At 70.4% G+C, this 18688-nt stretch carries 16 protein-coding genes; 1 reads left to right on the plus strand and 15 read right to left on the minus strand.

Going from position 1 to position 18688, the window contains the following annotated elements; all coding sequences use genetic code 11:
• Positions 1 to 52: 52 nt before the first annotated feature.
• From QMO56_RS05145 to QMO56_RS05185, 9 genes are all read right to left on the minus strand, one after another.
• Positions 53 to 2305, minus strand: a complete 2253-nt coding sequence (locus QMO56_RS05145) for a N,N-dimethylformamidase beta subunit family domain-containing protein (RefSeq protein WP_283523965.1) — start codon at positions 2303 to 2305, stop codon at positions 53 to 55.
• Positions 2302 to 2646: a hypothetical protein gene (locus tag QMO56_RS05150; protein ID WP_283523966.1), complete on the minus strand. Its 345-nt coding sequence runs from the start codon at positions 2644 to 2646 to the stop codon at positions 2302 to 2304. The genes QMO56_RS05145 and QMO56_RS05150 overlap by 4 nt, the downstream gene beginning before the upstream one ends.
• Before the next feature lie 7 nt (positions 2647 to 2653).
• Positions 2654 to 3709: an extracellular solute-binding protein gene (locus tag QMO56_RS05155; protein ID WP_283523967.1), complete on the minus strand. Its 1056-nt coding sequence runs from the start codon at positions 3707 to 3709 to the stop codon at positions 2654 to 2656.
• A gap of 100 nt (positions 3710 to 3809) precedes the next feature.
• Positions 3810 to 4502 (minus strand): GntR family transcriptional regulator, encoded by a 693-nt coding sequence (locus QMO56_RS05160; protein ID WP_283523968.1) that lies wholly within the window; start codon positions 4500 to 4502, stop codon positions 3810 to 3812.
• A gap of 4 nt (positions 4503 to 4506) precedes the next feature.
• Positions 4507 to 5331, minus strand: coding sequence for an ABC transporter permease (locus QMO56_RS05165; protein WP_283523969.1), 825 nt, complete (start codon positions 5329 to 5331; stop codon positions 4507 to 4509).
• A complete protein-coding gene (locus QMO56_RS05170) occupies positions 5331 to 6200 on the minus strand; it encodes an ABC transporter permease (protein ID WP_283523970.1) in 870 nt (289 codons plus the stop codon). Before QMO56_RS05170 ends, QMO56_RS05165 begins: the two co-directional genes overlap by 1 nt.
• Entirely contained in the window at positions 6197 to 7300 is a 1104-nt protein-coding gene (locus QMO56_RS05175; RefSeq protein ID WP_283523971.1) for an ABC transporter ATP-binding protein, read from the minus strand. The genes QMO56_RS05170 and QMO56_RS05175 overlap by 4 nt, the downstream gene beginning before the upstream one ends.
• A 110-nt stretch (positions 7301 to 7410) precedes the next feature.
• Positions 7411 to 9750, minus strand: a complete 2340-nt coding sequence (locus QMO56_RS05180) for a penicillin acylase family protein (RefSeq protein ID WP_283523972.1) — start codon at positions 9748 to 9750, stop codon at positions 7411 to 7413.
• 165 nt (positions 9751 to 9915) lie between these two features.
• On the minus strand, positions 9916 to 11493 hold the full coding sequence (locus tag QMO56_RS05185; protein WP_283523973.1) for an ABC transporter substrate-binding protein: 1578 nt from the start codon (positions 11491 to 11493) through the stop codon (positions 9916 to 9918).
• Between the two features lie 211 nt (positions 11494 to 11704).
• On the opposite strand from QMO56_RS05185, the gene QMO56_RS05190 reads away from it, so the two are divergent.
• The gene (locus QMO56_RS05190) at positions 11705 to 13147 is read left to right on the plus strand and encodes an amidase (protein WP_283523974.1); all 1443 of its coding nucleotides are present in this window, start codon (positions 11705 to 11707) and stop codon (positions 13145 to 13147) included.
• A gap of 27 nt (positions 13148 to 13174) precedes the next feature.
• Here QMO56_RS05190 and QMO56_RS05195 read toward each other — a convergent pair whose 3' ends face one another.
• The 6 genes from QMO56_RS05195 to QMO56_RS05220 form a co-directional block, all read right to left on the minus strand.
• Positions 13175 to 13981 carry an ABC transporter permease gene (locus QMO56_RS05195; RefSeq protein WP_283523975.1) on the minus strand — a complete coding sequence of 269 codons (807 nt, stop codon included), beginning with the start codon at positions 13979 to 13981 and terminating at the stop codon, positions 13175 to 13177.
• A complete protein-coding gene (locus QMO56_RS05200; protein ID WP_283523976.1) occupies positions 13978 to 14820 on the minus strand; it encodes an ABC transporter permease in 843 nt (280 codons plus the stop codon). The genes QMO56_RS05195 and QMO56_RS05200 overlap by 4 nt, the downstream gene beginning before the upstream one ends.
• A 4-nt stretch (positions 14821 to 14824) precedes the next feature.
• Entirely contained in the window at positions 14825 to 15895 is a 1071-nt protein-coding gene (locus QMO56_RS05205; RefSeq protein ID WP_283523977.1) for an ABC transporter ATP-binding protein, read from the minus strand.
• Entirely contained in the window at positions 15892 to 16968 is a 1077-nt protein-coding gene (locus QMO56_RS05210) for an ABC transporter substrate-binding protein (protein WP_283523978.1), read from the minus strand. The genes QMO56_RS05205 and QMO56_RS05210 overlap by 4 nt, the downstream gene beginning before the upstream one ends.
• Before the next feature lie 70 nt (positions 16969 to 17038).
• Complete coding sequence (locus tag QMO56_RS05215) at positions 17039 to 18301, minus strand: FAD-binding oxidoreductase (RefSeq protein WP_283523979.1); 1263 nt, start codon at positions 18299 to 18301, stop codon at positions 17039 to 17041.
• A gap of 1 nt (position 18302) precedes the next feature.
• Positions 18303 to 18686, minus strand: coding sequence for a RidA family protein (locus QMO56_RS05220; protein WP_283523980.1), 384 nt, complete (start codon positions 18684 to 18686; stop codon positions 18303 to 18305).
• Positions 18687 to 18688 lie beyond the last annotated feature (2 nt).

Raw genomic sequence — 18688 nt, forward strand, 5'->3', positions numbered from 1 at the left:
ACACTGTCCCCCCGGCGGGTGGGTCCAGGGAGGGCGGCGCCCTCCCTGGCCTTCAGTCGAAGCCCTCGAAGGGCCGGGGGTCGAGGAAGCGCCGCAACACGTTCCCGGTCAGGCGGCTGACGCTGTTGTCGTAGCTGTTGCAGGAGAGGGCGCAAGCCCAGGCGATGGACCCGGTGGAGAACACAGCGCCCCCCTTGGCAGTGGGAAAGAAGGCGACATCGGCGCGGACGCGCGCGTTCTGGTCGCCCATGGCGCCGCGATGCAGAGTGCGGAGTTCTTCAAGGGTCGGCACGCCGCCGTAGTCGAGCTGGTCGGCGGTCGCGATCCAGAGCAGGTGCGGGGGCGAGCCAAGGGTGGGGTCCACGCGGTCCACTTCCAGCCCCGCCGCGCCGCCGCCGCGCAGGCCGGCATCGCCGAGCGGCTTCTCCAGGTCGATCCCCTCCACCAGCCAGCGGATGCGCGGGTCGCGCGCCTCCTCCCGCCAGCGATAGGGGTAGGAGCGGGTGAAGACCTGGGCGTCGAATCCGACGCCGACCAACCGCTGCGGCGGCCGTCCGTTGCTGCGCCAGAGGCCGGAGGGCTCGCCGGTGAAGGAGAGGGCGTTCTCGCCCGCCTCGCCCTCCCAGGTGCGCAGCCCGTTCATGCCGCGGCGGATTTCCATGGTGTGCGGCTGGGCCGGGTGCCAGCCGATGCGCCAGTAGAAGCCGTTGCCGCCGAGATAGATGTGCCGCCCGCCGCCGCGCTGATAGGCGTCGAAGGCGTCGAGCATGGCGCGGCTGAAGTATTCGGGATGCGAGCCGGTGATGACGCAGTCATAACCGGCGAGGAGCTGCGCGCCGTGCCGGTCGATATCGTCATCGGCGATGACGTCGTAGTCCTGGCCGATCTGCTCCAGCCAGTCGATGATGTGGGTGTCGTTGCCGTAGTTGAAGGTGGCGCCGCGCGGCCGCATGTTCAGGATCGGCCGCTTCGCGCTGGAATAGCACCAGCCGCTGCCGTCGCTGTGCGTGTCGTAGGTGGAGAGGCCGAGCTCGCGGTGCTCCTGCAGATAGACGTCGTCGCGGGAGAGGGTCAGCAGGCCCTCCAGCATCGCCTCGGCATGCACCTGGTCGAGCCGCAGCGCACTGTTGGCATAGGCGAGGAAGGTGGCGGTGCTGGCCACCAGCGCCAGCCGCGCGCGCGGCTTGCCGAGCGGCGCGCGGACGAAGAAGGCAACGGAGCTTTCCACCGGATCGTCCGTACCCTGCCGCGCGCGCAGGCGCAGGGCATAGAAGCCGCTGCGCCAGTCCCCGGGGATGGTGAGGCGCAGGTCCGGCGACCAGCCGGCATCGTGCATGTCGTCGCTGTGGAAATGGATGGCGCCGTAGAGATGCGGCGCCTCGGTCCACTGCACCGTGCTGCCGTCCCAGTTGGCACCGGTCATGCCGCGCATGGGCAAATGGCGCAGCCTGCCATCAAGGCGGTTGGCGGAGAGGTCACGCACCCGGTCGGTCGGGATCTCCCGCGAGAAGTCCCAGGCGGCGAGCAGGTCCGGGTCGCCCGGCGGCGGCGCGAGGCTTTCGCAAAGGGCGCGCAGGGCGGCGGCATCGAGCGCGGTGGCGTGCAGGCGCGGGCGGTCGAGCTTGCCATCAAAATGGACGGCGGTCAGCGGCGCATCGCCGCCCTCCCGCGCCTGGGCGGCGATGACAAGCGCCGTCGCTTCAGGCCATGCGAGGGTCTTCGGCCCGACCGCGGTGGCTTCGCCGCTGCGATCGCGCCCCGCCTGCGGGTCGAGGCTCTGCTGCACCACGCGGATCTCACCGGCCTCGGCATCCAGCACGCCGCCGACGAAGACCCACTCCCGCTCCAGCAGGGGCCGCGGCGCCGTGACGCGCCAGGATTGGCCATTGCCGCCAATCTCGAACTCCAGCCGCCCCTCGGCGTCGAGACCGAGGCGCCAGCCTTCCCGCCGGTCCTCCCGCCAGCGGGAGAGAATGGTCTGCGGCCCGGCGAGCGGCGCCGTCGGCCAGAGGAAGCAGCCGACGGAGAGGGAGCCCGCCCGCCGCAGCGCCGGCGCATCGGGCACGATGGCGCAGGAGCCGGGATGCAGCGGCTGGTGGCGCAGCGCCACGCGCCCGTCGATGGGCGTGCCGGGCGTGGTGAAGCGCAGCCCCGGCCCGTCCGGGTCGGGGTCGCCGCAGCGCACGCGCAGCAGCGTGGCTTCCGCTTCCCCCAGGCTGGCGCTGGAGAGATGGAAGGCGACCTCCTCGCCCGGCGAGACGACCAGCGGCCAGGCATAGCCGAGGACAGCGGTGGTGTCGGTCATGCGGCGGAGCTTCCATCCTCCAGCTTCTGCCCCGTCAGCGCCTCCCAGCGCAGGACGAAGACCGCCCATTCGGCGGCGGCGAGATCGGTGAAGATGCGGTTGGGAAAGGTCTCGACCGGCGCGCCGCGGCGCCCGGGCAGGCGCCCGAGCATCCAGCGGCGGTTCGGCTCCAGCACGATCAGCACGTGGCGCCGGCCAAGGCCCGACCAGCGCATCCGGTGCAGCAGCTTCTGCAGCGCGTCGCTGTGCGGCCCGCGCGGCTTACGGCGGAACTCCTCCACCAGGTCGAGCCGCGACGGGTCCACCGGCCAGTGCGCCGCCTCGGGGTCGTTGACCAGCATCGGTGCGTCAGGCCGTCAGCCAGGTCACCCAGCGCTCGCGCAGCGCCGGGCGGTTCTGGGCGATCCAGTCATAGTCGGCGATCACCAGCTTCTCCCAGTTCTCCGGCCAGGAGGGGCGGAAGCGCCGCTCGGCCTCCGGCACCAGCGCGGGCGCCTCGCGGTTGTTGGAATCGAAGCTGACCTTCTCGCTGAAGGCCAGGTGCTCCTTCGCGTTCTGCACGAAGAAGTCGAGGAACTTGAGGGCATTCTCGGTGTTCGGCCCGCCCTTCAGCACCGCCCAGTTGCCGACATCGCGGATCGCCTGGTTCCAGGTGAAGTCGAACTCGCCGCTCTTCGCCAGCGGCACGGAGCGGCTGGAATAGGCCATGGTCATCACCGCGTCGCCGCCGCGCATGATCTGCATGCAGTTGTCGCCGCTCTTCCACCACGCCGCGACATGCGGCTTGATGCTGTCGAGCTTGCGGTAGGCGCGATCGAGATCCATCGGGAAGAGCTTGTCGCGCGGCACGCCATCCGCCATCAGCGCGGCCAGGGGCACCCACCATTCGCGGTCGCCGGTGTCCGGCAGGGAGCGCGGGCCGGGGAACTTCTGCACGTCGAAGAAATCCGCCCAGGAGGTCAGGCCCTTGTCGGGGAAGGCCTTCTTGCTCCAGACCATCGTCATGCCGCCGGCGGTGCGGATGATGCCCTTGTCGAAGCAGGCATTCGGCAGCGCATGCGCCACGATGCCCGGCATGCCCTTGCAGTCGATGGTCTGCAGCATCTCGACGTGCTGGATCAGGTCCGGCGGCGTCGCCGTGACGATGTCGAAGGGAATGTTGCCGCTGCGTGCGCCGGCCTGCGCCCTGGCCCATTGGTCCGGCAGCTCGATCGGAATCGAGCGGACGCGGATGCCGGTCTCCTGCTCGAAGCGCCTGTAGAAATGCTCCTGCAGGCTGCGCTCCATCAGCCCGCCCGTCGCGGCGATGATGACCTCGCCCTTGCCCTGCGCCCGCGCCAGGCGCGGCGCGCCGAGCGCCGTCAGCGCTGAAGCGGCGAGAAGTCCTCTGCGGTTGATTTCCATTGCCCAGCTTCCCTGTCTGCGAAAGGCCGGGGGAATGAATTCCCCCGGACCCCCTTCTTTTTTCTGTCAGTTCGGCCATTGCGAGAGCAGCGCAGCATGGTCATGCGCCCTCCATCCGGCCCAGCAGCGCCACGAGGTTCGCGCCACCCTCCGTCAGGTCGGCGCAGAGCGCCGCCCGCGTCGCCAGCGGGTCATGCGCCCGCAGGCCCTCGATGATGTCCAGGTGCCGGTGCCGGCCCGGATAGGTCGGCCGCGCATCGGGATAGAGAAAGGCATGCATCGGGCCGTTGCGCAGCCAGATGCTCTCGATGATGGTCAGCAGCTCCGGCATCGCCGCCGCGCGATAGAGGCCGTGATGAAAGGCCCAGTTGGCGCGGTTGGCGGCCACCGCGTCGGCAGCCTCCTCGGCGGCGGTCAGCGCGGCATGCGCCGCGTCCAGTGCCGCGATGCCGGCCTCGTCGATGCGCAATGCCGCCGCCTCGGCCGCCAGGCCCTCAAGCTCAAGCCGGATGGTGCGAAGCTCAAGGTACTGGTCCAGGGTCAGCCCGGCCACGGTGATCGAGCGCGCCGCCTCCAGCCGCAGCGCCCGCTCGCGCGCGAGCTGCACCACCGCCTCCCGCACCGGCGTCTCCGAGACCTGCATCGCCGCCGCAAGATCGCGGATCTTCAGCCGCTGGCCCGGGCGCATCCGCCCCTCGAACAGCGCCGTGCGCAGCTCCTCATAAACCCGCCCGGCGAGGTTCTCCCGCCCCACCGGCGCCACGAAATCGATGATCTGCGCTGCTTCCGCCATATCCTTAGCCACTCCTTGCCGCGGCACGCCGCTCCGCGGCGCGCTTCAGCACGAAGCCCAGCAAGAGGGCAAGCACTGTCAGCGCCGTCAGCATGGTGGCGACGGCCGCGAGGGTGGGGGAGATGTTGTAGTCGATGTCCTCGAACATCTTGCGGGGCAGGGATTTCCGGTCCAGCGCCGAGATGAAGAAGGAGACCACCGGCTCGTCGAAGGAGATGATGAAGGCGAAGAGCGCCGCCGAGACCACGCCCGGCGCGATCAGCGGCAGGGTGACATGGCGGAAGGTGGCGAACCGCCCCGCTCCGCAGGAGAGCGCCGCCCGCTCCAGCTGGGCATCGAAGCGGTAGAGCGCCGCCAGCACGGTGAAGACGACGAAGGGCAGCGCCAGCACCGTATGCGCCATGGTGAAGCCCAGCAGCGTGCCGGTCAGCCGCAGCCGCTCGAAGACCAGGAACATGGCCACCGCCAGCGCCACATGCGGCACGATCACCGGCCCGACCACCAGCAGCTCCACCAGCCCCCGCCCGGGTAGCCGCCCCCGCACCAGCGCCAGCGCCAGCATGGTGCCGATGGCGGTGGCGCAGAGCGCGGTGAGCAGCGCCACCTCCAGGCTGAACAGCGTGGCGGCCAGCCAGTCCGGGTCGCGGAAGTATTCGGCGTACCAGCGCAGCGAGAAGCCGGCGGGAGGGAAGCGCAGGAACCGCTCCGGCCCGACCGACATCGGGATGATGATCAGCGTGGGCAGCAGCAGGAAGACGGTGACGGCATAGGCCGCCGCGTTCACCACCATGCGCCCGGCCCGGTTCGGCGTGCTGCGCGGGGCCGCCATCAGGCCTGCCCCACGAAACGGTCCAGCCGCACGGCGCGGCGGAACAGCAGCACCAGCACCAGCACGAAGGCGAGCAGGATGCCGACCAGCGCCCCGGCGAAGGGCCAGTCCAGCAACTCCCGCACCTGCTGCGAGACGAGCGTGGCGATCATCATCTGCTGCGGCCCGCCGATCAGCGCCGGCGTGACGAAGAAGCCCAGCGCCAGCAGGAAGACCATCAGGCAGCCGGAGGTGACGCCCGGCAGGCAGAGCGGCCAGATCACCTCGCGGAAGGTGGCCCAGGGCGAGGCGCCGAGCATCTGCGCCGCGCGCGGGTAGTCCTCGGGGATTCCCTTCAGTGCGGAGTAGAGCGGCAGCACCATGAAGGGCAGCAGCACATGCGCCATAGCCAGCACCACCGCGCCTTCCGTGTAGAGCAGGCGCACCGGCTGCCCGACCAGGCCGAGCTGCCCCAGGATCTGGTTGATGATGCCGTTGCGTTGCAGCAGCACCATCCAGGCATAGGTGCGCACCAGCACGGAGGTCCAGAGCGGCAGCAGCACCGCCGCGCCCAGCAGCGCAAGCCCCACCCCGCGGCTGCGCGACATCACCCAGGCCAGCGGCCAGGCCAGCAGCAGCGCCAGCAGCGTGACGAGGAAGGCAATGCGCAGCGTGCGCAGCATCACCCGCAGATAGACGGGCTCTTCCAGCGCGTGGGCATAGTTCCCAAGGCTCGGCGCCGGCACGAAAAGACTTTCGTGCAGCAGCATCACCAGCGGCAGGATGAAGACAACGAGCAGCAGCAGCAGGAAGGGCGCCGCCAGGGCCAGGCTGGCGGCTGGGCTGAAGCGCCGTCCGCCCAGCAGGAAGCGTGGCGGCCGGCGGCTCATGACCTCACCGCGAAGGCGCGCGCGTCGGCGGCCTGCCAGCTCAGCGTCACGGCTTCGCCCGCGGCCGCTTCGGGCAGGCCGGTCCCGGCGGGGATGCGCAGGCGCAGCGTTTGTCCTCCCGCCGTCTCCAGCATCAGCGTGGTCGCGTTGCCGGCGTAGATCGCCTCGGTGACGCGGGCCGGAACGCCCTCGCCGCCACCGGCCACGATGCGCAGCCGCTCGGGCCGCAGCGCCAGCCGCACGCGGCCGCCGGCCGGCACCGGCGAGGCCGCCAGCGCCGGCATGACAACGCCGCCATCGAGCTGCACGCCCAGCGCCTCGCCAGGCGCTGCTGCTGCTGCGGCGGCGCCGGCCCAGAAATTGGTTTCGCCGATGAAGCCGGCGACGAACTCGGTCTGCGGCGCCTCGTACAGCTCGCGCGGCGCGCCGAGCTGCTGCAGCCGCCCCTGGTCGAGCACCGCGATGCGGTCGGCCATGGTCAGCGCCTCGGTCTGGTCGTGCGTGACGAAGACGACGGTGATGCCGATCTCGCGCTGGAGATGCTTGATCTCGATCTGCATCTCCTCGCGCAGGTTCTTGTCCAGCGCGGAGAGCGGCTCGTCCATCAGCAATACGCGCGGGCGATAGACGATGGCGCGGGCGATCGCCACGCGCTGCTGCTGCCCGCCGGAAAGCTGCGCCGGGCTCCGTTCGCCCATCTGCTCCAGCCGGACGGTGCGCAGCGCGCCACGCGCCCGCTCCTCCCGCTCCGCGCGGCCGACGCCGCGCATCTTCAGCGGGAAGGCGATGTTCTCCAGCACGCTCATATGCGGGAAGAGCGTGTAGCGCTGGAAGACCATGCCGAGGTTGCGGCGGTTCGGCGGCAGCCAGGTGATGTCCTCGCCGCCGAGCAGGACGCGTCCTTCGTCGGGATACTCGAAGCCGGCGATCGCCATCAGGATGGTCGTCTTGCCGGAGCCGGAGGGACCCAGCAGCGCCAGGAACTCGCCGGCGCGGATGTCGAGCGAGACGCCATCGACGGCATGAACCCTGCCGAAGCGCTTCACCAGCCCTTCGATGGCGATGCTGCCGGCGCTCCGGTCCGCTTCGAGCTTCCGCACCCTGCCTCCTCTGCGGCTTGGTTCAAAATCAGACTATTTGATATATCAAGCGGGCTGCAAGTGGTCCCGCCCGCCTCTGAAAGGGCAGAAAGAAGGGCGTTCGGGGGAATTCATTTCCTTGAGCTTTCGTCCCCGCCGGGCGCCAGTTGCTGCCGGTGCCGTGCGGCCTGCTCAATGCTTTCCCAGCCATAGCGCATCGGCACCATCCGCGTGGCCGACCAGGGTGCGTTCTGGTCGGCATAGTGGGGGCTGCCCGGCTGGCCTGAGGCGCCGTGGAACACCACCCAGCGGCAGCCCTCCCAATCGCCGACGTCGAAGACATAGCGGGCCAGGGCGCCGTAGGTGGCGGCCGGCCCGCTGGCGCAGAGCAGGCCATTGGCCAGCACCGTGTCGTTGTCGCCGCCCACCGGGCGGGAGGGCGGGTCGAGCAGGGGCGCCGCCTCCGGGAACAGGGCCGAGAGCGGGTGGGCGAAGCGCGGCTGGTGCGCCTCGCCCCAGGGAGCGTCGGCCGGCGTCGCGGCGGCGCGGGCGAGGGCGGCCTGCAGCGCCTGCTCCCAGTTCCAGCCCTTGAGGAGACTGGCATCGTTGCGGCGCAGCAGTTCGGGCAGCGTCCACCAGAGCTGGTTCAGCGGCGCGATGCCGGGTGGCACCTGCGCCAGCGGGCTGGCCCCGGCTTCGGCGAGACCACTGCGCTCGGCGAGAATGGCGGTCAGTGCCCGGCGCAGCGCGATATAGGCGCCCGGTGCGCTGGCGCCCGCCTCCATGCGGCCGTCCCACGCCAGCAGGCGCTCGCGCAGCGCGGCGGCGGCGGGTTCGGCGGGGGCAGGCAGGGCAGCCAGCCGGTCGCGCAGCAGCAGCGCGTTGGGCGAGAGCGTGTCGGCATGGATGCCCGCCGCATCCTCCGGCGCGAAGGCGCCCCCTTCCGCCAGCCGCGCGGCGATGCGGCGGGCGCGATAGGGCGGATGGCAGTCGGTGCAGAGATAGTCGGCATGCGCGTCATCGGCGACGACGCGGTTGTTGGCGGTGACGATGATGCCGCCCTCGGGATCGAGGCTGCGTGGCATGTCCTCATGCGCGATCCAGCCCTGCCAGTCATGCCCGGCCACCCAGCCCGGCACGGGAAGCCAGCCATTCTCGCGCGGCCGGCGTGGCAGACGCGCACGCACGAGGTGGCCGATATGCCCTTCCGTGTCGCCGGCCACCAGGTTGTGGTCGATCAGCCCCCAGCCGCGCGTTGCCTCGTACAGCGCCTCCACGCCGGTGGCGGTGGTCATGCGCGGCAGGCAGTCGAAGGAGAGATCGGTCTCGGCGAACTGCACCGAGCGCAGCGCGATGGCGGTGCCCCGGGCCGGGTCGCCGGCGATCACCGGCCCATGGCGGGTCTCAACGACCTCGAAATCGCGGACTGCTCCGCCGCGGATGCGGATGCTGTCGCGCCGGCGCGTGACGGGTGCCGGGCCATCGGGCGCCTGGGTATGGGTGGCGTCGGCGTCGAAGCGCTCCAGGAACAGGTCATGGATGTCCATGAAGGCATGCGTGACGCAGTAGGCGACGCGGCCATTATGCGCAAAATGCGGGAAGCCCGGCACGCCCGGCACGGTCAGGCCGATCATGTCGAACTCGCCGCAGGCGACATGGTGCTGCGCGTACATGTTCGGGATTTCGAAGACACGGTGCGGATCGCCTGCCAGCACGGGCCGGCCGGTGGTGCTGCGTGACGGCCCCACCGCCCAGTTGTTGCTGCCGCCGCCGGTCTCGTCGCCGCCGGACTCCTTCCCCATGCTTTCCAGCAGCGCCCGGATGGCGGGCGCCAGCGCCGCCAGATCCGCCTGCAGGCGGTCTGCCTCCACGCCGGGCGGGATGCAGAGCAGGTCGGTGCCGCCATCGTCGTAGCGCAGCTTCGCCGCGCCTTCAGGCCCCACCACGGGCAGGGCGGCCGCGCGCCACAGCTTGAACCATACCGAGCCCATCAGCAGTCCGAGCCGGCGCATCACCGCGATGCTGTGCCAGGTCTCCCAGGGCTCCGGCCCGTCTTTCAGCAGCGTGTATTCGACCGGCTTCGGCTGGTCGCTCTCGATCCAGGCGTTCACGCCGGCGCTGTAGGCCTCCAGCATCTCGCGCGCGGCTCCGCCCAGCGCGGCGAAATCCCGCCGGCAAACGGCTTCCATGCCGAGGCGGCGGGCCAGGATGTCGCTCTCCGCCGCCGGGGCGCCGAGCCACTCCGCCGCACGGCCGATGGCGCGGCGCCGCGTCAGGTCCATCTGGAAAAGCCGGTCCTGCGCATGGACAAAGCCCAAAGCCATCCAGGCGTCGCGGCTCGTGGCCGCGCGGATATGCGGGATGCCCCACTCGTCGCGCAGGACGGTGGCGGGAGCGGAGAGGCCGGGAAGGGGGAGCGTGCCGTCGAGATCGGGCAGCGCGGCTTCGAGCGTGGCGCGGTCGAGGGGCATCGGTGGTCCTTGGCGGAGGGGAAGGGCGGGGGAGAAGGAATTCTCCCCCGCACCCCCTCATCTTTTTCTGTTCGTTTGTCCGGCGGGCTGGCGGCGCCGTCGCGCGCAACGCCAACTGACAAAAAGAAGATGGGGGTCCGGGGGAATTCCTTCCCCCGGCCTTTCTCAGACTTCCACCTGCCAGAACATCGGGAAGCTGGATTCGATCATGTTCTTCAGCCGCGCGCGGTAGCCGGCGGGGCGCGAGAACTGGCCCCACATCACGCTCGGCACCGTCTCGTAGGCGACCTCCTGGATCCTGGTCGCGATCTCCTTGCGCGCGGCGGCGTCGGGCGCCTTCACAAAGTCCTCCAGCAGCCGCGTGGTGCGGGCGTCGCAGCTCCAGCCGGCATAGTCGACGCAGTTGTTGCCGATGTAGAAGTGGTTCAGCGGCGACATCATGTCCACGCCGTTGGAGTAGACGGGATAGAGGCTCCAGCCTTCCTTCTTGCTGCGGCGGGCGAGCACGGTGCCCCAGTCCATCGTCTGCTCGTCCACGGTGAAGCCGGCGGCTTTCAGGTTCTCGGCCAGCACATGCCCCGCCGTCTGCGAGATGGAGCCGGCCACCTCCAGCATCACCACCGGCTCGCCCTTGTAGCCCGTCTTCTTCAGCTCGGCGCGGGCGCCCTCGATGTCCAGCCCGACGGCGCCCGCCCCCGCCTCGGTCTCCAGCGGTGTGCCGCACATGAAGAAGGAGTGGCAGGCATCCACGCGGAACTTCCCGGGAATGCCGATGGCGGTGAGGATCGCCTTCTGGTCCACCAGCTTCCACAGCACGCGCCGCACCGCGGGGTCGGCGAAGGGGCCGCTGGCATGGTTCAGCCGGAAATTGCCCTGGAACATGTGGATGCCGCCGAGGCCGATCAGCTTCACGTCCCGGTTGCGCTCCAGCAGGCCCAGGAAGTCGAAGGGCAGGTACTGCATGTAGTCGATCTCGCCGACGCCGAGCGCATTGGCCCCGGTGGTGTCGTCCGGCATGACCTTCAGCACGAGCTGCTCGATCTTCACCCGCTTGCCGCCCGAGAGGAAATCCGGCGCCTCGTCGCGCGGCACGTATTTGTCGTGGCGCTCCAGCACCATGCTGTCGCCGGTGCGCCAGAGGTCGGAGCGGAAGCGGAAGGGGCCGGAGCCGGTGATCTCCTTGATGCGCTGGTCGCCCGCCGCCTTGATGATGCGCTCCGGCATCATGACCGGCACCGGCGCGTTCGGCTTGCCCAGCACGTCGAGCATCAGCGGGAAGGGCTCCTTGAGCGTGATGGCGATGGTCTTCGCGTCCTTCGCCGCGAAGCTGGCGCCGGCGGCCATGATCATCCGCCCGAGCCCGTCGCGCGGCGCCCAGCGTGCCAGCGAGGCGGCACAGTCGGCGGCGGTGACGGGCGCGCCGTCATGCCAGAGCAGCCCGTCGCGCAGCGGGATGGTCCAGGCCAGTCCGTCCTCCGAGACCTCGTGCCCGGCGGCCATCTGCGGGCGGATGTTGCCCGCCGAGTCCATCGAGAACAGCGTGTCGAAGACATGGTAGGCGAAGGTGCGGGTGATCGCCGCCGTGGTCATGTGCGGGTCGAGGATGACGACCTCGGATTCCAGCACGGCGGTGACCTGTCCGCCGGCCGCGCGGGCGGGTCGCGGCATGCCGATCAGCGGCAAGGCCATGGCGGCGGCGCTGCCCGCGAGCAGACTGCGCCTGTTGAAGCCTTCTCGGATCATGCTCAGCTCTCCCTTTTCGCGGCGGCTTCACCCGGTTGACCGGGTGCCGTTGGTCCGGCGTGTTTCCCTGGAAGGGCGTCCGCCCCTCCTCTCCGGCGGCCTTCTGACGAGGCCCTGACCGGAAGCGACTTGAAAGATGATATATCGGATATCAGGCTGCTCCCCGCGTCAAGCGCTGCCGACCCGGACGGCGCAGATTCAAGGAGGCTTCATGTCCGAGACCGAACTGCTGCGCATGACGGCGCAGCGCGCCGCCGGCCTGATCCGTGCCCGCCGGCTCTCCCCTGTCGAGTACATGCAGGCCGTGCTTTCCGCCGCCCGCGCCGCGCAGCCGCACCTGAACGCCTTCGCCGCGCTGGCGGAGGAGGCGGCGCTGGAAGGCGCCCGCCAGGCCGAGGCGGCGGTGATGCAGGGCGCCCCGCTCGGCCCGCTGCACGGCGTGCCCGTCAGCATCAAGGACCAGGTGGACGTCGCCGGCCTGACCACCGGGCATGGCTCGGCCATCTTTGCCGGGCAGCCGCCGGCGGCGGCGGACGACGTGCTGGTGCAGCGGCTGCGCGCGGCGGGCGCCATCGTCTTCGCCAAGACCCACATGCCGGAATTCGGGCACAAGGGCCTCACCGACGGCCCGGCCTTCGGCATCACGCCCAACCCCTGGAACCTCTCGCGCACCTCCGGCGGCTCCAGCGGCGGCGCGGCGGCGGCGGTGGCGGCGGGCGTCGGGCCGATCGCGCTCGGTACGGATGGCGCGGGATCGGTGCGCATTCCGGCGGCCTGCTGCGGCATCGTCGGGCTGAAGCCGACGCTGGGCACCGTGCCCTGGCAGTCGGCGGCGGATGCCTTCGCCAACTACACCTATGCCGGGCCGATGGCGCGCAGCATCGGCGACGCGGCGGTGATGTTCGCCGCCATGGCCGGCCCGAGCGAGCGCGACCCCTGGACCATGGCGGCCCCGCAGGCGCCCCGGCTGAACCCGGCGCTGGTCGGCAACGACCTCTCCGGCCTGCGCATCGGCTTCATCGAGCGCGCCGCCAACCCGCGCCTCGCCGCCGACATGGCGGAGAACACGCGGGCCATGCTCGCCGTGCTGGAGGCGCAGGGTGCCAGGGTCGAGCCGGTGACGGAGGCGATCGACTGGATCGAGTTCCCCGGCCGCATCATGTACCAGGCCAATTTCGCCGTCGCGATGGCGAAGCACCTGCCGGACTGGCGGGAGAAGATGGACCCCACGCTGCTCGCCTTCATGGAGCGCGGGGACGGCTTCTCGCTGCACGCCTTCCGCCAGGCGCAGTTCGCCCGCACGCGGCTGTTCCGCGCCATCCAGGCGCTGTTCGACCGCTACGACCTGCTGGTGACGCCGACCCTCAGCCGCACCGCCCTGCCGGCCGATTTCGACGCCGCCAATGACGAGGTGGAGGTCGAGGGCGAGCGCTGCGGCATCACCCGCCAGGGCTGGAGCAGCTACGTCTATCCCTTCAACCTGACCGGCCATCCGGCGCTGACGGTGCCCTCCGGCTTTGACGCGGACGGGCTGCCGACCGCGGTGCAGCTGGTCGGCCGCTGGGGCGCGGATCTCGACCTGCTGCGCCTCGGCGGCGTGCTGGAGGCGGCGCGGCCCTGGGCGGCCGCCTGGCCGCAGGCCGCCGTCGCCTGAGGCCCTTGTCGTTTGAGGGTGGGGGCGTCACCGCGTGGCGGTGGCGCTCCGCTCGCGCGCCTGGCGCACCGCCCATTCGATGACCAGCGCCAGGCAGGTGACGCCGATCAGCAGGCTGCTGACCGCGGCGATGGTCGGCTCCACCTCCAGCATCAGGCTGTTCCAGATCCGCACCGGCAGCGTCTCGGCGCGGATGCCGGCGAGGAAGAGCGAGATCACCAGCTCGTCGAAGGAGGTGAGGAAGGAGAACAGCATCGCCGAGATCAGGCCGGGCAGCGCCAGCGGCAGCACCACGCGGCGGAACACCCCCATGCGCGAGCAGCCGAAGATCATCGCCGCGCGCTCCAGGTTGGGGTCCACCGTCTTCAGCGCCGATTGCAGGATGACCAGCACCACGGGCAGCGCGACGACGCTGTGCGCCACCGCGATCCAGGGGCGGACGCCGATCAGCCCGAAGCGCGCGGAGAGGAAGTACATGGCGATGGCCGTCACCACATGCGGCACGATCAGCGGCATCAGCAGCAGCGCGGTGATGACGCGGCGGAAGCTGAAATGGCCGCGCGCCATGGCATAGGCGGCGAGGAAGCCGAGCGCGGTGGCGAGCAGGCATGTCATCGCCGCCACCAGGAAGGAGTTCCACAGCGCCGACAGCCAGCGCGGGTCGCCGAGGAAGCGGGCGTACCAGCGCAGCGAGAGGCTGTCGGGCGGGAATTTCAGGTAGCCGTCGCCGCTGAAGGAGGCGATGACGACAATGGCGATCGGCGCCAGCATCGCCGCGCAGAGCAGCACGACGAGCAGGCGGATGGCGGCGAGGCGCAGGATGGAGCCGGTCATCGCGCGAAGCCCTCCTCGGTGCGGTCGGCGAAGCGGGCATAGACGGCGTAGAGCAGCAGGGTGATGGCCAGCAGCACGATGGTCATCAGCGCCGCCACCGGCCAGTTCTGCGACAGCTCGATCTCGCGCTCGATCAGCATGGCCATCATGATGTCGCCCGGGCCGCCCATCAGCGCCGGCGTGATGAAGAAGCCGAGCGCCAGGATGAAGACGATCAGCGCGCCCGCCGTGACGCCATGCAGGGTGAGCGGCAGGAAGACCTTGGCGAAGACCGTGAACGGCCCGGCGCCCATGCCCTCGGCCGCCTGCAGCAGCCGCGGGTCCACCGCCTTCATCGCGGCGTAGAGGGTCAGCACCATGTAGGGCAGCAGCACATAGGTCATGCCGATGATGACGCCGGTGCGGTTGTAGAGCAGGTCCACCGGCTCGGCGGCGAGACCAAGGCCGAGCAGCACCTGGTTGATCAGCCCGTTGCGCCCGAGGATCACCATCCAGGCATAGGTGCGGACGATGACGCTGGTGAAATAGGGAATGACGATGCAGATCAGCACCAGCGAGAAGGCGAAGCCCCGCGCGCGGGAGAGCGCGTAGGAGAGCGGATAGCCGATCACCAGCACCATCAGCGTCACCGTCAGCGCGATGCCGTTGGTGTTGAGGATGGCGCCGAGGATGGCGCGCGAGCCCAGCACCGCCTTCGCCTCCAGCCAGACCTCGCCGGCGCTGCCCAGCTCGGCCAGCGATTCGCTGATGAACCAGCCGATCGGCGTGATGAAGAGCAGCAGCAGCAGCGCCAGGGCGGGCGCGATCAGCGCCCATTTCGCGAAATGGCGGAGCGGCATGGGCTCACGCCTCCAGCAGGATGGCGTCGGCGGAATGCCAGCCCAGCCGCACCGGCTCGCCGGGCTGCCGCAGCACGGTGCCGGAGGCGTTGGTCGCGTCGCAGAGCACCACCGCGCCCTCCGCCAGCGTCACCTCGTAGCGCACCACATTGCCGAGGAAGGCGGTGTGCCGCACGGTGCCGGAAACCTGGTTGGCGGCGGGCGCGGCGCCCTCCGGCAGCAGGCTCACCTTCTCCGGCCGTACGAAGACCTGCCCTTCGGCCAGCTCCGGCCGGGCGACGGCGACCTCGAAGCGCGCATCGCCGGCGCCGCGCAGGGCGCCATCCCGTCGCCGCGCCGGGATCAGGTTCGCCTCGCCCAGGAACTTCGCCACGAAGGCGCTCTCCGGGCGCTCATAGACCTCGCGCGGCGGCCCCATCTGCGCGATGCGGCCGCGGTCCATGATGGCGATGCGGTCCGACATGGTCAGCGCCTCCTCCTGATCATGGGTGACGTAGACCACGGTCATGCCGAGGCGGCGCGAGATCTCCTTGATCTCCACCTGCATGTGGTAGCGCAGGTTCTTGTCCAGCGCGCCGAGCGGCTCGTCCATCAGCACCACGCGCGGCTGGCCGACGATGGCGCGCGCCAGCGCCACGCGTTGCTGCTGCCCGCCGGAGAGCTGGCGGGCGAAGCGCTTCTCAAAGCCGGTCAGCTTCACCATGGCGAGCGCCTCGGCCACCCGCTGCGCGATCTCGGGCTTCGGCAGCTTCCGCACGGTCAGCGGGAAGGCGACGTTCCCGAACACGTCGAGATGCGGGAAGATGGCATAGTTCTGGAACACCATGCCGAGGCCGCGGGCGCGTGGCGGTGCCCGCGTCGCGTCCTTGCCGTCGATATGGATGCTGCCCTGGCTCGGCAGGGTGAAGCCGGCGATCATGGAGAGGGTGGTGGTCTTGCCGCTGCCCGAGGGGCCGAGCAGCGTGAAGAACTCGCCCTGCGGGATGGCCAGGGAAATCTCCCTGACCACCGTCTCCGCTCCGTAGGTCTTGCTCACCCGCTCCAGGCGGACGCCCGTGAAACCCTCCGCCCTCATCCGAGGATCCAGCGGGACCAGGCGCGGTTCACCTTGTCGCGGTTCGATTCCCACCACTCGACGTTGCGCATGAAGCCGATTTCCTTCGAGCGCGGGCTGCCGGGCATGCGCTCCACCTGATCGGCCGGCAGCATGCCGAAGGCCTTCTGGTTGGTCGGGCCGTATTGCAGGTCCTTGGCGTACTTGGCCTGCACCGCGGGCTGCATCATGAAGTCGATCAGCTTCTGCGCATTGGCCTTGTTGGGCGAGCCCTTGAACACGCCGAGCGCCTGCACCTGGATCATGTTGCCGGTCCAGTCGAAGCCGAGCGGGGCGCCCTTGTCGATCAACGTCTGCAGGCGGCCGTTCCAGATCGAGCCCAGCACCACCTCCTTGTCGGAGAGCATCTGCGCCGAGAGCGCGCCGGTGTCCCAGAACTTGCGGATCTGCGGCCGGATGCGGGAGAGCGACTTGAAGGCGCGGTCCACGTCCAGCGGGTAGATCTGGTCGCGCGGCACGCCGTCGGCAATCAGCGCGAATTCGAGGTCAGGCGCGCTGGTGGCCATGTCCGCCAGCATGCGCGGGCCGGGGAACTTCTCCGCGTCCCAGAACTCGGCCCAGCCCTTCGGGTGCTTGCCGTCGGGGAAGCTCTCCTTGTTGTAGGCGAGCACGGTGGCATAGACGAAGTTCGCCACCCGGGTCTCGCTGCGGTACTCGGCGCCGACATCCTCGGGCTTGGTCCATTTCCAGCTGCCATAGTCCACCGGATCGAGCGCGCCCATGCGGCCGAGTGTCACCAGCGGGCCGTCGCCGGTGTCGATCAGGTCCAGCTCGACGTTGTTCGCCTTGAACATGGCAAGCAGCTTGGCGACCGTCGCGGCCACCGGCATCACGGTGATGCCGGTTTCCTGGGTGAAGGGGTCATAGACGTGGCGGCGCATGATGTCGTCATAGGCGCCGCCCGGCGTGCGCACGATCACCTGGCCGGCCGCGCGGGCGGGGCCGGTGATGACGAAGGGGGCGGCGAGGGCGGCGCCGCTGAGCGTCAGGAAACGGCGCCGGGAGGGCACCCATAGGCGGTGTTCGGTTCGCATGTCGAAGCTCCCTGGTATTGCTGTGCTGCAAGGCGAAGTCGCGCGTGGCGCCCGCGCCCGGTCTCGTTGGTCAGAACCGGGTTGCGGAATAGGGGGCCGGGTCGATCGCAGCGGGCCGGCCGGCGGCAAGCTGCGCCACCAGCTTGCCGCTGGGCGGCCCGCCCGTCATGCCGAAATGGCTGTGGCCGAAGCAGAGGAACAGGCCGGGATGCCCCGGCGCCGGGCCGAGCACGGGCAGGCTGTCCGGCGTCGAGGGGCGATGGCCCATCCAGAGCACCGGCTCGCCGGTCTGCAGCTCGGGGAAGAGCCGCTTCGCGTGCTCGTGCAGGATCTTCGCGCGCCGCTCGTCCGGTGCGGCGTCGAGCCCCGCGATCTCCACCGTGCCGGCGACGCGGATGCCGTGCTCCATCGGCGTCATGCCGAAGCTGCGGCTCTTGTGCAGGATCGGGAAGCGCAGGCTGATGGAGGGCGAGGGCAGCATGGCGTGGTAGCCGCGCTCGGTCTCCAGCGGCACCGTCACGCCCAGCGGCTCCAGCAACTGCCCGGACCAGGCGCCGCCGGCCAGGATCACCTTGTCTGCCCGGTGGTTGCCGGTGTTGGTGAAGACCATCCAGCGCCCGCCTTCCTCGGGGATCAGCTTCAGGGCGCGCTCGGCCAGCACCGTGCCGCCCTCGGCACGGAACATGTCCGCGAGTGTGCGGATCAGGCGGGGCGGGCTGACGGTGTGCCCGTTGCCGGGGATCAGCACGCCGCGCACCACGTCCCGCGCGAGGCCGGGAAACATCTGCCGCAGGTCGTCCGCGCCCAGCTCCTCGCTGCGGATGCCATGCGCCTCACGCAGGCTCCGCTCGATCCGGCCGGTGACGGTTTCCGTCGCGGAATCCCACATCTGCACCTGGCCGCCCTGGCGGATCAGGTCGCGGAAGGCGGCCTCGCCCAGCAGGTCCTTCCAGTCCTGGAAGGCATTGGCGTGCAGGGCCCGCATGGCCTGCGCGATCTCTCGCACCCGGTCCATGCGGCCGGCGCGGACCCACTTCATCAGCCAGGGCATGGCCTTCGGCATGTAGGCCGGGCGCACCGAGAGTGGGCCGAGCGGGTCGTTCAGCCAGCGCGGCACCTGCCGCAGCATGCCGGGCAGGGCGATCGGCACCACCGTGTCGGCCGAGATCAGCCCGGCATTGCCGAAGGAGGCGCCGCCGGGCGAGGGCAGCGGGTCGATCAGCGTGACCGCATGGCCCAGGCGCAACAGGTTCAGCGCGGCGGAAAGCCCCGCCACGCCGCCGCCCACCACAATGCCTGTGGGGGGGCCGCTCGGACCCGCCGCGGCACTCACCTCACGCGGCTCCCAGATGCGCGGTGGCGACCATCTCGATGCGCATGCCCGGCGCCAGCAGCTCCTTCACCACCACCGTGGCGCGGCAGGGGAAGGGCTCGGTGAAGACCTCGCGCCAGACGGCGTTCATCGCCGCCGCGTCGGCGCCGTCCACCAGATACACCTGCAGCATCATGACGTCGGCCAGCGAGCCGCCGCAGCCCTCCATGGTGATGCGCAGGTTGTCCAGCGTGCGGCGCGTCTGCACGGTGATGTCGCCCTGGACGATCTCGCCGGTGGCGGGGTCCTTCGGGATCTGCGCGGTGATCACCAGCGGCCCCTTGCGGACCACGCCGGAAATCGGCCCCTTGGAGGCGACCAGGCCGGTCTTGACGGCTTCGAACATGT

The organism is Roseomonas sp. E05 (assembly GCF_030063475.1).
GTDB lineage: Bacteria > Pseudomonadota > Alphaproteobacteria > Acetobacterales > Acetobacteraceae > Pseudoroseomonas.

What these genes read in the sequence shown, in the direction of transcription:
- QMO56_RS05180 (WP_283523972.1), bottom strand. Translation starts at nt 9,750, where the DNA reads ATGCCCCTCGACCGCGCCACGCTCGAAGCCGCGCTGCCCGATCTCGAC.
- QMO56_RS05190 (WP_283523974.1), top strand. Translation starts at nt 11,705, where the DNA reads ATGTCCGAGACCGAACTGCTGCGCATGACGGCGCAGCGCGCCGCCGGC.
- QMO56_RS05205 (WP_283523977.1), bottom strand. Translation starts at nt 15,895, where the DNA reads ATGAGGGCGGAGGGTTTCACGGGCGTCCGCCTGGAGCGGGTGAGCAAG.
- QMO56_RS05195 (WP_283523975.1), bottom strand. Translation starts at nt 13,981, where the DNA reads ATGACCGGCTCCATCCTGCGCCTCGCCGCCATCCGCCTGCTCGTCGTG.
- QMO56_RS05220 (WP_283523980.1), bottom strand. Translation starts at nt 18,686, where the DNA reads ATGTTCGAAGCCGTCAAGACCGGCCTGGTCGCCTCCAAGGGGCCGATT.
- QMO56_RS05155 (WP_283523967.1), bottom strand. Translation starts at nt 3,709, where the DNA reads ATGGAAATCAACCGCAGAGGACTTCTCGCCGCTTCAGCGCTGACGGCG.
- QMO56_RS05160 (WP_283523968.1), bottom strand. Translation starts at nt 4,502, where the DNA reads ATGGCGGAAGCAGCGCAGATCATCGATTTCGTGGCGCCGGTGGGGCGG.
- QMO56_RS05165 (WP_283523969.1), bottom strand. Translation starts at nt 5,331, where the DNA reads ATGGCGGCCCCGCGCAGCACGCCGAACCGGGCCGGGCGCATGGTGGTG.
- QMO56_RS05185 (WP_283523973.1), bottom strand. Translation starts at nt 11,493, where the DNA reads ATGATCCGAGAAGGCTTCAACAGGCGCAGTCTGCTCGCGGGCAGCGCC.
- QMO56_RS05200 (WP_283523976.1), bottom strand. Translation starts at nt 14,820, where the DNA reads ATGCCGCTCCGCCATTTCGCGAAATGGGCGCTGATCGCGCCCGCCCTG.
- QMO56_RS05170 (WP_283523970.1), bottom strand. Translation starts at nt 6,200, where the DNA reads ATGAGCCGCCGGCCGCCACGCTTCCTGCTGGGCGGACGGCGCTTCAGC.
- QMO56_RS05210 (WP_283523978.1), bottom strand. Translation starts at nt 16,968, where the DNA reads ATGCGAACCGAACACCGCCTATGGGTGCCCTCCCGGCGCCGTTTCCTG.
- QMO56_RS05145 (WP_283523965.1), bottom strand. Translation starts at nt 2,305, where the DNA reads ATGACCGACACCACCGCTGTCCTCGGCTATGCCTGGCCGCTGGTCGTC.
- QMO56_RS05150 (WP_283523966.1), bottom strand. Translation starts at nt 2,646, where the DNA reads ATGCTGGTCAACGACCCCGAGGCGGCGCACTGGCCGGTGGACCCGTCG.